Origin of the sequence: Edaphobacter paludis (genome assembly GCF_039993895.1) — a bacterium.
In the GTDB taxonomy this organism is placed as follows: domain Bacteria; phylum Acidobacteriota; class Terriglobia; order Terriglobales; family Acidobacteriaceae; genus Edaphobacter; species Edaphobacter paludis.
The window spans coordinates 3,981,814-3,994,462 of record NZ_CP121194.1 but is presented as its reverse complement, the minus strand read 5'-3'; the positions used below and the strand labels follow the sequence as shown (position 1 = coordinate 3,994,462).

Below are 12,649 nucleotides of genomic sequence, written 5' to 3'. Positions count from 1 at the left end.
GCTACTCCTGCAAGGACGTGTCGTGCGAGTGGAAGGAACACGGATCGAAGCTAGTTCATCTTCTGAACGGGAACGTTGTCGGGGATCTTCATATCGAACTGATCGTTGGCGAGCGGCTGGTTCAAGGCCAGCTTGGTGATGGTGACGGTCAGGCTGTACTGGTCGAGCGGGCGCGTGATGACGATCTTTGTAGGAAAGGAGATCCCATCGAATGTCTGGTAGTTGCTGTACACGGCCTGGGTGACGATGTTGCCGTCCGGATCGTAAAGGTCCTGCTGGAATGGCTCCAGGTTGGTGCGGCTGATGTGGATGACGCGGTGCGTGTGTGCCGTCTGGCCCTCTGGCTGGGAGAGGATCTGGAGCTCGTAGTCCGGCTCTTCGATGAGATCTTTTTTCTTCTTCGGGTCGGGAACGACGCGGATGTCGGATGTAAGCGAGGCGATCTCGTCGGGCTCAAGACCGCGGATGAAGAGCGAGCCGAAGAAGACGGCAGGGCGAAGGTTTTCAAGGCCATTTTTCGACGGTTTCGTGACTTGGCTCGTGCCTTCCATGGCGCGATTTCTCGGGGGAATCCAAAGCTTCCATGTCTTGCCGTCGCTCACCATGTCCATCGCCTGATTGCGCAGGACAGGGACGAGCAGAATAACGCGCAGGTCTTCGGGCTTGCGCATGAAGATGTAGCCGCTGAAGTTGGGCGACTCGGTGACCTTCCCCTGCAGGCCGCCGCCTGTTGTGGCGGAGATCTCGACCGTGGCCTTCATGGTCTGGAGGTCGTCGTACCGGGTGTTGATCTGTTTGACCAAGGCGTTGAGCGATGTACCGATGACCAGCTCGGCGAGGTGGGTTCGGGGTACGATGCGAGTATGGGTCAGGCATCCGGTCAACGCCGGAACCAGGCCAATCAATCCCGCCGCTACCGCTTTTCTTAAACTCATGAGCACAAACTTCGAGTATATCTGTCCACGAACACACGCACGCCGATAAGCGTGGCCTACGCAATCGCGGTAGGTTCGATTTTCTTTTCGTGTTATTGGATGTTGCGGAGGGCCATTGCGCTTCTCTTATTTTCAGTGGGAAGTAGGTGTACTTAATGGTTCCGGGATTTTTCTGTGTTCCAGTAGGCGTGCACCTGCTCTGAATGCTGCTTCAGATCGGTGGAGAAGAGGCTATGGCCAGCGGCGTCGCTGACGAAGTAGAGGTAATCGGTCTTTGCCGGGGCCATGGCGGCGCGCAAGGACGCGATGCCAGGATTGCAGATGGGGCCGGGCGGCAATCCTGCATGTTTGTAAGTGTTGTAGGGCGACATGGACTGCAGATCGGAGGTGTGGATGGAACCGCTCCAACGATGGTCAAGCAGCGCGGCATAGATCACGGTCGGATCGGTGGCGAGCGGCATTCCCTTCGCGAGCCGATTGGTGAAGACACCCGCGACCAGAGGCCGTTCGGTGTCCTGATTGACCTCTTTCTCTACGAGGGAGGCCATGATCACGGTCTGTTGGATGTCTCCGCTGAGGCCGAGCTCGGTGCTGGCCCGCCGGAAGCGGCGAACCATGGTGGCGAGCATCTGTTCGGGAGTGGTGTGGCGAGAGAAAAAGTAGGTATCGGGGAAGAGATAGCCCTCGAGCGATTGCGGCGCAATTCTTTCACCGGTCACGCCGGTTTGGGGGAGCCAGGCGATCAACTCGGTGTGCTGGCGCTCCGCGGCGAGGAAGGCGTCGCGGGTGCCAAGCCCGGCGGCGGCGACGGCCTGGGCGATGTCGAAGATGTTGTAGCCCTCGGGAATCTTGAGGGTGATGGTGTAGACGTCGCCGCGTACGATCCGCGCATAGACCTCGGTCATGGGGGCAGCGTGATCGAAGCGGTACTCTCCGGCCTTGAGCGTTCCCTGTTGAGTGAGGTGCAGCAGGTCGAAGCCATAGCGGCTGCGGATGATGCCATTCTTTTGAAGCTGCGCGGCGATCTCCGGGGTCCCGGTGCCGGGCGCGATGTCGACGAAGGTCTCGGCATGAGGGCCGAAGGGGATGTAGACAACGTAGCCGGTGACGGCCACGGCGATCAGCACCAGCAGTAAAAGTGTTCCCAGAAACTTCAAGCCGCGTCCCTCCAGCGATGCTGTGGATGCATCGTGTTTGGACTATTTTACGGTGCGGAGGTTAGGGGACGCAGGCTGGAAGAGGTCTTCCGCCGATCGAGCCATCGCGGTGATCAGATCCGCCCAGAGCGCCTTCGGGCGGGCCGCATCGTATAATGGACTTTTGATTTTGAACCCGCTGCCGCAGTGACGTTGCGAATATGCCAGCGCGACCTGGAAGGCCCCATGCCAGAACACGTAAAGAAAAGGCTCGAAGAAGAGATTAAGCAACTTGAGTACGAGCTCACCACCGAGCTGCCCGCAGAGATCAAGAAGGCGGTTGCGCTGGGCGACCTGAGCGAGAATGCCGAGTATCACATGGCGAAGCAGCGGCAGGTCTTCGTTAATGCGCGGCTCGGCCAGCTCAAAAAGCGGATGGGCGAGCTTGCCATGGTGAACCTGGTCAACATTCCGCACGACAAGGTCGGCTTCGGCGCGACGGTCACGGTTTACGATTCGAGCAAGAACGAAGAGATCCAGTACAAGCTGGTGACCAGCGAAGAGTCCGACGTGTCGCAGGGGTTGATCTCGACGACGTCGCCGATCGGGCGATGCCTGCTGGGCAAAAAGGTTGGCGACGTGGCCACCGTGATTACACCGAACGGCAACCGCGAGCTCGAGGTGCTGAAACTGGTGACGATTCACGACACCGCTGCCGAGTAATTTCAATCGGGCCATGGATTTTTAGTTAAGAGCGATAAGGCAGAGCAGTCTTTCGGGAGGCAAGTTTTTTGACCTGGACAAGTGCATTCGGCAAGGGCAGCGGCTGGCTGCTGCAGAAGATCGTCAATGGTCTTGCACTGACCCGGATCTCACCGAACGCGCTTACCTTTATCGGGCTTTGCATCAACATTGTTGCTGCTATGTTCTTCGGTTTTGCGCGCATTCGAAACGCAGACCGTATGTTCTTCTACGCGGGCGTGATCATTATTGGAGCCGGAATCTTTGATATGGTCGATGGCCGGGTCGCCCGGCAGACGAACCAGGTCTCAGTCTTCGGCGCGTTCTTCGATTCGGTAATCGATCGCTACTCCGACGTGGTGATTTTCTTCGGCCTGCTGGTCTTCTACGCACGTGGCAACCGTCTGTTTTATGTCGGCCTGGTGGCTTTTGTGATGACGGCTTCGTTGATGGTGAGCTACACCCGTGCCCGCGCGGAAGCGTTGATTGGAAGCTGCAAGGTGGGGTTCATGGAGCGGCCCGAGCGCATCGTCTGCGTGATCCTCGGCGCTCTGTTCAACCATTGGGGAGTGATGGCTGCGGCATTGTGGGTGCTGGCTTTATTCTCGACCACAACGGTGATCCACCGCATCCGGTATACGTACCTGGAGACGGAACGCAGGAAGCTGCTGCCGACTCGGTAATCGCACGCTCTGCGACCGTTGACGTCGAACCTCAATCAAATCAAATAGCAATAAGAAACTCTCGAAACACTTTGCGTGGAAGGGTGTCTCTAACAAGAGAGAGTTCGTTGCCCTGCGCCGATTCACTTAGGAGATACGGCGTAGAACGAGCAACGGAAAATACAGGGTCTCTCCACCGCGTCACGGATGGTGAGCGGTTTGTGACGTCGGGGCCGGAAAAGTGACAGCGGCAAAAGAATTTGTCGCGGTCGTAGCGTTAGACAACTTCTTGGAAAGCACAGCCATGCTTCCCTTTCAGCTCAGAAAGGTTTGGATGAAACGCATAAGAGGAATTCTCATCGCATGGGCGTTGCTAGTTCTGGCGGCATCCGGAGTTCGGGCGCATGCAGACGCAGCCCTGCTGATGGAAGAACCATACGGCACGTTCGGCGCGATTAATCCGACGGGACACGCGGCGATCTATCTGAACCACATTTGCGCGGAGACGCCGACTCAACTGCGCCCATGCCGGCCCGGCGAGTTTGGCGTGGTCATCAGCCGCTATCACAAGGTGGGCGGCTACGACTGGCTGGCGATTCCCCTGGTGCCGTATCTGTACGCCGTCGATCATGCGGAAGACGTTCCTGCAACGGCCGATCCGGGGCTCGAAGCACAGTTGCGCGACGCATACCGCCGTCAGCATTTGCTGAATATCATTCCCGACGCTGAAGCCGACGAAGACGCGAGGAAGTCGCCGAAGGGAGACTGGACTCAGCTCATCGGCGCATCCTACGACCGCAAGATCTATGGTTTTCAGGTTGAGACGACGCGGGAGGCAGATGCGCGCTTCATCGCCGAGTTCAACGACAATCGCAATGTCAGTCACTTCAATCTCTTCTTCCATAACTGCGCGGATTTTTCGAAGATGCTGTTGAACGTCTACTATCCGCATTCGATCCATCGAAATTTCTTCATCGATCTTGGCATTACGACGCCCAAGCAGGTCGCGCGATCTCTGACGAAGTATGGAAGGAGGCATCCGGAGCTGGGTTTTTTGACGTTCGTGATTCCGCAGGTGCCGGGTACGATCCATCGCAGCCATCCCATCAACGGCGTGGTGGAGTCGCTGGTGAAATCGAAGAAGTATGTTGTGCCACTGTTCGTATTGAGTCCGCCGCTCACGGCAGGAATGGTGGTGGCCTATCTGGCCGATGGGCGCTTCAAGGCGCCGAAGGACTCGCCGAGGGAGATATTGCCGGGTGACATCGAGAACCTGGGTAGAGCGCAGGGCGTCGCGGTGGACCTGGCAAAGCCATCCGTGCAACCGGCGTCAGAGAGCGAACCGCAATTGCATGGAGAACCTGTACCTTCGGCGCCGGGCGGGATTACTGTCCCATATTTCGGCGCGGCGCAGTAAAACATTTGCGCCGATAGCTTCAGTCCACGTTCAACCCGGCGTCGGCGTCGAGCACAAGCATCGTGCCTTCGACGAACAGGGAGTGCAGCTTCAGCGAACTGAGCGTGAAGGCATAGCCTGTGGTCTGGGTCGATTGGCTCAACAGTTGCCGCATCAGGTCGGCGGCGTTCACCTTCATCTGGTCGGGAAGCTTGCGGTCGAGGAAGGGCACGAGAAGGAAGTTCAACTCCTTCGATTCGCTGAGGCGTTCGATGCGCGCATCGCGAAAGCCGATGATCTGTTCCTGCGCGACGGGGATCATGGAGACGTCAGCATTGGTGTCCATCGACACGCCGATGCAGAGGCCGCCAACCGAGGTGCCCAGCTTCGCGCGTGCGTGCACATGCACGACGATGCGGTCCTGCATGAAGGTGACGTGCGGCGAATCGGCGTAGACGTAGCAGGCGGAATTGATGTCGCCACGCATGTAGTAGCGGCCATCGGCCCCGTTGAAGAGCTGTGCGCGAAGCGTGCGTTCGAGCGCCTGCGACGAGATCTTGACCTCAATTGCAGAGGCCGTGCGAGCGGCGCCGAACAGGAGAGCGCAGGAGAGAAGCAGGCAGAGCGGGATGCGGCGCATCATGTTTCCAGCATAAGGCAATGCGGCTCGCCCTCAAAAAGCAACGCGGCGTGGGGACATTCTTCGCGTGCATTCTGTATGCTTCAAGATGCGTTCTGGTCCCGCGCTTGCGGGCATTCTATCTGCAGGAGAACAAATGAAACGGCGTGATTTTCTGACCTCGTCCCTTGCCGCATCGACGCTTGCCCTTGCCAGCCAGCCACAATCGGGCGTTGCACAATCACCGGCGGCTGCCGGCCCGCGGGAATACTACCAAATACGCAAGTACCACATGCAGTCAGGGCCGCAGACCAAGCTCACGGACAGCTACGTGGCCGACTCGCTGATCCCCGCGCTGAACCGTCTGGGCATCGCGCCCGTTGGCGCCTTTCATCTCGACCTGGGCCCGGAGACGCCGACGCTTTATCTGCTGTTGCCCTGCAGCAATCTCGAGACGCTGGTGAACGTCGATCTGCGGCTGGCACAGGACGAACAGTTTATGAAGACGGCGCAGCCGTTCTGGAGCGCCCCCGCGACGGCGCCTGCGTTCATTCGCATGGAAAGCTCGCTGCTCGCTGCTTTTGAAGGGCATCCGAAGCTGACTCCACCCCCTTCGGCGGCGCAGCATGGTAAGCGCGTCTTCCAGCTTCGCACCTACGAGAGCCCCAGCGATGCCGATCACGTTCGCAAGGTCGAGATGTTCCATCATGGCGAGTTCGAGATCTTTCAGAAGGCGGGCTTCGACCAGGTCTTCTATGGCGACACGCTCATTGGTCCGCGCATGCCGAACCTGACGTACATGCTCAGCTATCCCGAGCTGTCCGACTTGACGGACAAGTGGAAGCGCTTCAGCAGCGATCCGGATTGGAAGAAACTGTCGAGTTCGTCTCGCTATTCGTTTGAGCCGATCGTGAGCAATGTCACGAACCTCATTCTCAGCCCGACGGCGTATTCGCAGATTTAGATCGCTTTTGCCAATATCGCAATCTCTTATCGAGGGCAGCCATCCAGGTTGCCCTCGTTTCTCTTTGGCTTTGGATTGCACTTCATTCGAAGGGCATAAAAGGCGTTTCCATCTGAGATACTCGAAAGCAGTTATGGATATCGCTTCCCTCACCGAACACTTCGCCATTCCCGGCGTGCTCTCGTTTAATCAGACGGCCAGCGGCCTCATCTATGCCGACGTGACGACGCCGCACGCTACGGCTACGGTCTATCTGCAGGGAGCGCACCTTGCTGCGTGGCAGCCTACCGGGGAACAGCCGGTGCTTTTTGTCAGCCGCAAGAGCGACTTCGAGCCGGGCAAACCGATCCGCGGCGGCGTGCCCATTGCGTTTCCTTGGTTTGCGAACCGGCACGATGGCAAGACTGGCCCATCCCACGGCTTCGCTCGTATCCAGAATTGGACGCTGGCCTTTGCCGCGCTCGCCGGGAACGACCTGCATCTGACGTTCACGCTGGCGCCGACGGAGATAAGCCGCGAGCTTGGCTACGATAACTTTCGGCTGGCCTATCAACTGACCATCGGGCGTACGCTCACGATGCAGCTTGCGGTGGCCAACGACGCGGCAGCGCCACTTCTCTTTGAAGAGGCGCTGCATACTTATTACTCCGTGGTGGATGTCCATGAGGTGACGGTCACCGGGCTTGAGCCGACACCCTTCATCGACAAGACCGACAACATGCGCGAGAAGCCCGCAGCGCATGCTCCGCTGACGTTTACAGGACCGACCGACCGGGTCTATCAAAATACTGAAGCGACGTGTGTTCTGCACGATGCTGCCGGTCGTCGCCGCATCACGGTTGCCAAGACGAACTCCGACACCACGGTTGTCTTCAATCCGTGGAAGGCGATGGCCGATCTGGGGCCGGACGAGTGGCACGAGATGTTGTGCGTCGAAACGGTGAACGCCGCGGCCAATACTGTCACGCTTGCGCCGGGAAAGACGCACAGCATGCAGGCGCATATCTCCGTCGAGAAAATTTTGTCCTGAGCCGAATACACTTTAGGTTGCCATGCTTATTCTTGCCTCCGCCTCGCCTCGCCGCCGTGAACTGCTCACGCAGGCTGCCCTTAACTTTACTGTCGAGTCGGCCGATCTGAATGAAGACCTGCTGCCCGACGAGGGGGCGGCTGCCTACGTTCAGCGGCTGGCCGTGGAGAAGGCGCAGGCCATCTGGAATCGGCATCAATCCCACGACTCTGGTGGCGATCCGCTGATCGTGATCGGGGCCGATACCGCAGTGGTCAGCGAGAGCAACATCCTCGGTAAGCCTGTAAATGCTGCTGATGCGCGGCGCATGCTGCAGCTTCTCAGCGGACGCACTCATGCAGTGTTGACGGGTCTTGCCGCGGTTACACGCAAGGGGGCGATCAGCGAGGTTGAGATCACGCAGGTCACCTTCGACGTAATCAAGGACTCGGAGATCGACGCGTACATCGCTACCGGTGAGCCGCTTGATAAGGCCGGGGCGTATGCGATTCAGGGCTACGCCGCGCGATGGATCCCCCGGATTGAGGGCTGCTACTTCAACGTGGTTGGGTTGCCGATTGCGCGGACAATCTCTCTGCTGGATGAAGCGGCGGCAGGGTTGGCTGGTTCTTAGCAGGTACGCAAGAGCAGCATAAATGAGGCTTTACTAGCCCCGTTCAGGGAGAGTCGCGAGCATGGCGGCCAGCAGAGCGGTGCGTGGGATAAGTTGATCGATGACGACGTGCTCGTGGGCGGCGTGGGCGCCGTCGCCTACAGCTCCCATGCCGTCGAGCGTGGGAATGCCAAGGGCGGCGGTGAAGTTGCCATCGGAGCCGCCGCCGGTTGAGGCTTCGTTGAGTTCGAATCCTAGTTCGTCAGCCAGCTTTCGCGCGTGTTTGAAAAGGGCGACGGTGCCGGGCTTGCGCTCCATCGGCGGACGGTTAAGGCCTCCGGTGATCTCAAGCTTGCAGTGCGGGTCGGAGACCTTGAGGCTGCGGAAGAGTTTTTCTACGCGCGCGGCATCGCTGGTTTTGGCGATGCGTACGTCAACCTCGGCATAGGCGTTCTGGGCGATGACGTTGGAACGGGTTCCTCCAGCGATGACGCCGCAGTTTACGGTTCGACCGACGGAGAGGTCGGTGAAGCTGGAGATGGTTTCGACCAGCTTTGCCAGCTCCAGAATGGCGGAGTGGCCGCGCTCGAAGTCCAACCCGCTGTGCGCGGCGACACCTGTCACTCGCACGTTATATTGGCCGACTCCCTTGCGGGCAGTCTTGCAGGCGAGTCCCTGGGCGGGTTCGAGGACGATGACGGCGGAGGATGCAGCCGCCAGCTTTTCAGTGATGGGGCGAGAGACGGTGCTGCCAACTTCTTCGTCGCTGTTGAGGAGCAGGGTGATGGGGCGGGACAATTTCAACTCTTTCAAGATGCCGATAGCGGCGAGCGCTATGACGATGCCAGCCTTCATGTCGAAGACCCCGGGACCCCAGTACCGGCCATTTTCTTCGCGCCAGGGCATGCCTTTGAGCGTTCCCATGGGCCATACGGTGTCGAGGTGGCCGAGCAGGAGAATGGGCTTGCGGGAGGAGCGTGCCGGGCCGAAGCGGAGTTCGAGGATGTCGCCGAAGTTTTTCTGTTTGTGCCGTCTCGTTCTTCCGCCGAGGCCACGGGCGAGATCTTCTGCGAGAGTGGCCGCCGCGTTAACTGCCGCCCTGTCCTCACTTGGGGATTCCTGCAAAACGAGATCGCGGAGGGCGGATCGGATCCATTCATGCCTGGTCTGGGCCAGGTTAAGGACAGCATTGGGGTTCATGGACGGATGTTATAGCAGACAGAGAGCTTAGTGGAGTGATTTTGAGGGAACAAAGGTAGTCATCCCTATTGGCAAGTGTGGTTTTTTTACCACATTTACAGGCATTGATATGCCTGTAACCTAACCCGAGTTGGCGCAGGAGATGTAGATTCGTGGCATTCGAAGCCCATTTTGAGCGAACAATCCGGTCGGAGATAGAGCTGAGCGGCATTGGCCTGCACAGCGGCGCACCTGTCTCGATGCGGCTGGTTCCGGCTCCGGCTGGTTCGGGAATCGTCTTTCGACGCACGGATCTGGACAACTTCGAGATTCCGGCGATTGGCCGCAATGTGGCCAAGGTGAGCTATGCGACCAGCCTGATGCGGCAGAGCGTTCTGATCTCGACGACGGAGCATCTGCTGTCGGCGCTGATCGGGTTTGGCGTGGACAATGTCATCGTCGAGGTGGACAATCTGGAGGTCCCGATCCTCGATGGAAGCGCTTTGCCCTATGTGCAGGCCTTTCATTCAGTCGGGTTGAAGCAGCAGCGGCGGAAGCGGGAGTACATCCGGATTCTGAAGGAGATCGAGGTCCGGGATGGGTCGAAGTTTATCGGCGTGTATCCGGGCTCGGGATATCGGATCGAGTACACCATCGATTTTCCGCAGCCTATCGGATACGAAAAGTTCACAGGGGACCTGGCGACGGGCGACTATGTAAAGTTGATTGCTCCGGCGCGGACGTTCGGATTTAAGGAAGATGAAGCGATGTTGCGGGACATGGGACTGATTCGCGGGGTCTCGGACGAGAGTGCCATTATTCTGTCGCGACGGGGAGTGGAAAATGGGCCGCTTCGGTTTGAGGACGAGTTTGTGCGGCATAAAGTGCTGGACCTGATCGGCGATCTGGCCCTGGCAGGGCGGCGGATTCAGGGGCGGGTGGTGGCGGAGCGGGCAGGCCATGCCATGCACACAGCCCTGGTGCAGCGATTAATGCGGGACCGGTCGGCGTGGGAACTGGCGCACGGGTATGATGAAGTGGCTGAGGTGGAGACGGCTCCGATCAGATTGCAGCACGCTTCGGCTTGACTGGGTGGTTTATCTTTCCATAAACGGGCTACGGGCCGGACCATCATCTAAATCTGAGGACAATGAGATGGGTGGGGTGCGATTGTGAGAGCGCTCGCGGCGATTGCGCTGGGGTCGAACCTGGAGTCGGATTTTGGCGACCGGGAAGCAAACCTGCGCGAGGCGGTAAAGCGACTGGGGTTGCTGGGGAGAGTGCGGGCGGTCTCGACATTTCATGACACCGAACCGGTGGGGTATCTGTCGCAGCCAAGGTTTTTGAATGCGGCGATGCTGCTGGAGACCGAGCAGGAGCCGCTGGAGTTGATGCGCGGGCTACTTGAGATTGAGCAGGCGATGGGTAGGCAGCGGGTCGTTGCGAAGGGGCCTCGGGTGATCGATCTCGATCTGCTGCTTTATGACGCGGTGGTGATGAATACGGCGGCGTTGACACTGCCCCATCCCGGGATGCACGAGCGACGGTTTGTGCTGGAGCCGCTGGCGGAGATTGCGCCGGGGATGGTGCATCCGGTGCTGGGAAAGACGGTGGGGGAGATACTGCAGGGGCTGGGGCGGCGAACGGCTTGAGGCAATCACGGATCGATGCGGATCGACTCTCCTGCTTCCAAGTCTGAAATCTTACGTGGGTGAGATGAGAACAAGCGCGGTTTGGGTGTTAACCGTTTAGGCCTCTGGAACGTTGTATTCGATGAAGGCGACGTTCGTATCGGAAAAGGGGTAGAGGTTATGGCAGAAAATGTTCTGGTTCCATTCATTGTGTTCTTCACGATTGGCTGGATTGCGTGGGTGGTGCTGTCGTCGATTCGGCGTTACCGGATTGCGAAGCTCCAGTATTTCGTGCAGATGAAGCTGCTGGAGAAGATCGATTCGCCCCAGACGGTGCTGGCGTATGCGGAGACGGAGGCCGGACGGAACTTTCTGAGCTCGCTGGCGGTGGAGCAGGCGGAGCGGGCGACGCCGTACAAGAGCATCTTGAGCGGCGTCCGCGCGGGTATTATGCTGATTGCGCTGGGTGCGGCGCTATTGTCACTGCATTCGCTGGCTGGAAACGACGCCCAGGCCAATCAGTTTATTGGAACGATCGCCCTTACGCTTGGTATCGGGTTTGAAGTGGCGGCGCTGGCGACTTACTTTCTCTCCCGGTCGTTCGGGCTGCTGAATAAGAGTGAAGGCGCGTAGCGGGGTCTTGAGGCCGATGCATAAGACCGATGCACTTGCGGCACGGCTCTCGTGGACGGGCGAGGAAGACGCTGCGATGGATTCGACGGCCTCGATGGATGAGCAGGCGTTTCGATCGCTGTATGACGCGACCTCCCGGCCGATCCTGGCTTATCTGACCGGCGTGACCGGCCGCAGAGACGTGGCCGAGGATGTCCTTCAGGAGACCTATTGCCGCTTTCTGGTGCGCCAGCCTGGGGCGATGGAAGCGACTGAGGCCCGGCGGTATCTGTTTCGCATTGCGACGAATCTGCTGCGCGATCGCTGGCGCAAGGGCGAGGATCGCCCGGCCCCTGAGATGGCGGACGAGGGATCTTCGCCGGATGCGAACATGGCGGACGTCAACACGCAGATGGATGTTCGGCGCGCGATGCAGATGATGAAGCCGAGAGAGCGCGAGCTGCTATGGCTGGCGTACGTGGAAGGGATGAGTCATGCCGAGATTGCGAAGGCGACCGGTCTGGGAACGATGAGCGTTCGGCTGCTGCTGTTTCGGGCGCGGCAGAAGGCTGCGGTGCTGCTGCGGCCGCTGAAAGAACAAGAGAGGAAGAGCGATGAATCGAAGCGGATGTGAATGTGAGCGTGAAGTCGTGGATGCTCTGCGGACGGGCTTGTGGACGGCTGACTTGAATGGTCATATTGAGAGCTGCGATTCGTGCAGGGAGACAAAGCGGGTCGCGGAGAGCCTGTTGCACTATGCTGCTTCGCTGCGGGTAGAGCAGGTGCCGGCGGCTGCCGACGAGATCTGGCGACGGGCGCAGATGGAGAGACAGGCGATGATTCTGAAGCGGGCGACGCGTCCGCTGATTTTTATGCGTTTGCTGAGTCTGGGCTGCGTAGTGGCCTTTGCGGCGTGGCTTTTGCATGGCCTTTCACGATTTGATTATCGCGAGATCTTGCATGGCTGGGCATTGGGAGACATTCTGCCCGGTGTGGCGATAGCGGTGCTGTGTATCGCCGCCGGTGCGTTTTATATGCTGCATGAGGGGAAGCAGCAGGGCGCGTTCAATGTGGTTTCCTGAGGTGTGAATCGAGGGATGCTCTCCACCTATAGGTTGAGATGAAAACAGGTCTTTGTGGCGATGACAGGAG

General features: G+C 59.0%; 15 protein-coding genes. 11 read left to right on the top strand and 4 right to left on the bottom strand.

The annotated features are described in order from the left end of the window. Positions 1 to 50 precede the first annotated feature (50 nt). Together P4G45_RS16695 and mltG are read right to left on the bottom strand one after the other, a co-directional pair. The gene (locus tag P4G45_RS16695; RefSeq protein ID WP_348267603.1) at positions 51 to 935 is read right to left on the bottom strand and encodes a DUF4292 domain-containing protein; all 885 of its coding nucleotides are present in this window, start codon (positions 933 to 935) and stop codon (positions 51 to 53) included. A 152-nt stretch (positions 936 to 1,087) separates the two neighbouring features. Beyond that, positions 1,088 to 2,092: an endolytic transglycosylase MltG gene (mltG, locus tag P4G45_RS16690; protein WP_348267602.1), complete on the bottom strand. Its 1,005-nt coding sequence runs from the start codon at positions 2,090 to 2,092 to the stop codon at positions 1,088 to 1,090. Positions 2,093 to 2,317: 225 nt separating this feature from the next. Between mltG and greA the strand changes: the two genes are divergently transcribed. From greA to P4G45_RS16675, 3 genes are all read left to right on the top strand, one after another. Then, positions 2,318 to 2,794, top strand: a complete 477-nt coding sequence (greA, locus tag P4G45_RS16685) for a transcription elongation factor GreA (protein WP_348267601.1) — start codon at positions 2,318 to 2,320, stop codon at positions 2,792 to 2,794. Positions 2,795 to 2,862: 68 nt separating this feature from the next. Continuing rightward, the gene (locus P4G45_RS16680; RefSeq protein ID WP_348267600.1) at positions 2,863 to 3,495 is read left to right on the top strand and encodes a CDP-alcohol phosphatidyltransferase family protein; all 633 of its coding nucleotides are present in this window, start codon (positions 2,863 to 2,865) and stop codon (positions 3,493 to 3,495) included. Positions 3,496 to 3,808: 313 nt separating this feature from the next. Continuing rightward, on the top strand, positions 3,809 to 4,891 hold the full coding sequence (locus P4G45_RS16675; RefSeq protein WP_348267599.1) for a hypothetical protein: 1,083 nt from the start codon (positions 3,809 to 3,811) through the stop codon (positions 4,889 to 4,891). Positions 4,892 to 4,910: 19 nt separating this feature from the next. Here P4G45_RS16675 and P4G45_RS16670 read toward each other — a convergent pair whose 3' ends face one another. Continuing rightward, on the bottom strand, positions 4,911 to 5,513 hold the full coding sequence (locus tag P4G45_RS16670; protein ID WP_348267598.1) for a hypothetical protein: 603 nt from the start codon (positions 5,511 to 5,513) through the stop codon (positions 4,911 to 4,913). A 133-nt stretch (positions 5,514 to 5,646) separates the two neighbouring features. Here P4G45_RS16670 and P4G45_RS16665 point away from each other — a divergent pair, with 133 nt between their 5' ends. The 3 genes from P4G45_RS16665 to P4G45_RS16655 all read left to right on the top strand — a co-directional run bounded on the left by P4G45_RS16665 (position 5,647) and on the right by P4G45_RS16655 (position 8,096). Beyond that, complete coding sequence (locus P4G45_RS16665; protein ID WP_348267597.1) at positions 5,647 to 6,453, top strand: NIPSNAP family protein; 807 nt, start codon at positions 5,647 to 5,649, stop codon at positions 6,451 to 6,453. A 133-nt stretch (positions 6,454 to 6,586) separates the two neighbouring features. Then, positions 6,587 to 7,483: a D-hexose-6-phosphate mutarotase gene (locus tag P4G45_RS16660; protein WP_348267596.1), complete on the top strand. Its 897-nt coding sequence runs from the start codon at positions 6,587 to 6,589 to the stop codon at positions 7,481 to 7,483. Positions 7,484 to 7,505: 22 nt separating this feature from the next. After that, entirely contained in the window at positions 7,506 to 8,096 is a 591-nt protein-coding gene (locus tag P4G45_RS16655) for a Maf family protein (RefSeq protein WP_348267595.1), read from the top strand. Positions 8,097 to 8,129: 33 nt separating this feature from the next. Here P4G45_RS16655 and P4G45_RS16650 read toward each other — a convergent pair whose 3' ends face one another. After that, positions 8,130 to 9,275: a M20 family metallopeptidase gene (locus P4G45_RS16650; RefSeq protein WP_348267594.1), complete on the bottom strand. Its 1,146-nt coding sequence runs from the start codon at positions 9,273 to 9,275 to the stop codon at positions 8,130 to 8,132. A gap of 152 nt (positions 9,276 to 9,427) precedes the next feature. Between P4G45_RS16650 and lpxC the strand changes: the two genes are divergently transcribed. The 5 genes from lpxC (at position 9,428) to P4G45_RS16625 (ending at position 12,579) form a co-directional block, all read left to right on the top strand. Beyond that, positions 9,428 to 10,342 (top strand): UDP-3-O-acyl-N-acetylglucosamine deacetylase, encoded by a 915-nt coding sequence (gene lpxC, locus P4G45_RS16645; protein WP_348267593.1) that lies wholly within the window; start codon positions 9,428 to 9,430, stop codon positions 10,340 to 10,342. 84 nt (positions 10,343 to 10,426) lie between these two features. Continuing rightward, complete coding sequence (folK, locus tag P4G45_RS16640) at positions 10,427 to 10,906, top strand: 2-amino-4-hydroxy-6-hydroxymethyldihydropteridine diphosphokinase (RefSeq protein ID WP_348267592.1); 480 nt, start codon at positions 10,427 to 10,429, stop codon at positions 10,904 to 10,906. Positions 10,907 to 11,065: 159 nt separating this feature from the next. Next, complete coding sequence (locus P4G45_RS16635; RefSeq protein WP_348267591.1) at positions 11,066 to 11,518, top strand: hypothetical protein; 453 nt, start codon at positions 11,066 to 11,068, stop codon at positions 11,516 to 11,518. Between the two features lie 16 nt (positions 11,519 to 11,534). Continuing rightward, the gene (locus P4G45_RS16630) at positions 11,535 to 12,131 is read left to right on the top strand and encodes an RNA polymerase sigma factor (RefSeq protein WP_348267590.1); all 597 of its coding nucleotides are present in this window, start codon (positions 11,535 to 11,537) and stop codon (positions 12,129 to 12,131) included. Next, positions 12,112 to 12,579, top strand: a complete 468-nt coding sequence (locus tag P4G45_RS16625) for a hypothetical protein (protein WP_348267589.1) — start codon at positions 12,112 to 12,114, stop codon at positions 12,577 to 12,579. Before P4G45_RS16630 ends, P4G45_RS16625 begins: the two co-directional genes overlap by 20 nt. Positions 12,580 to 12,649 lie beyond the last annotated feature (70 nt).

Coding starts and splice junctions, on each gene's coding strand:
- P4G45_RS16670 (WP_348267598.1), bottom strand. CDS start 5,513: ATGATGCGCCGCATCCCGCTCTGCCTGCTTCTCTCCTGCGCTCTCCTG.
- P4G45_RS16650 (WP_348267594.1), bottom strand. CDS start 9,275: ATGAACCCCAATGCTGTCCTTAACCTGGCCCAGACCAGGCATGAATGG.
- P4G45_RS16655 (WP_348267595.1), top strand. CDS start 7,506: ATGCTTATTCTTGCCTCCGCCTCGCCTCGCCGCCGTGAACTGCTCACG.
- P4G45_RS16695 (WP_348267603.1), bottom strand. CDS start 935: ATGAGTTTAAGAAAAGCGGTAGCGGCGGGATTGATTGGCCTGGTTCCG.
- P4G45_RS16665 (WP_348267597.1), top strand. CDS start 5,647: ATGAAACGGCGTGATTTTCTGACCTCGTCCCTTGCCGCATCGACGCTT.
- P4G45_RS16675 (WP_348267599.1), top strand. CDS start 3,809: ATGAAACGCATAAGAGGAATTCTCATCGCATGGGCGTTGCTAGTTCTG.
- P4G45_RS16625 (WP_348267589.1), top strand. CDS start 12,112: ATGAATCGAAGCGGATGTGAATGTGAGCGTGAAGTCGTGGATGCTCTG.
- P4G45_RS16635 (WP_348267591.1), top strand. CDS start 11,066: ATGGCAGAAAATGTTCTGGTTCCATTCATTGTGTTCTTCACGATTGGC.
- P4G45_RS16630 (WP_348267590.1), top strand. CDS start 11,535: ATGCATAAGACCGATGCACTTGCGGCACGGCTCTCGTGGACGGGCGAG.
- greA (WP_348267601.1), top strand. CDS start 2,318: ATGCCAGAACACGTAAAGAAAAGGCTCGAAGAAGAGATTAAGCAACTT.
- P4G45_RS16660 (WP_348267596.1), top strand. CDS start 6,587: ATGGATATCGCTTCCCTCACCGAACACTTCGCCATTCCCGGCGTGCTC.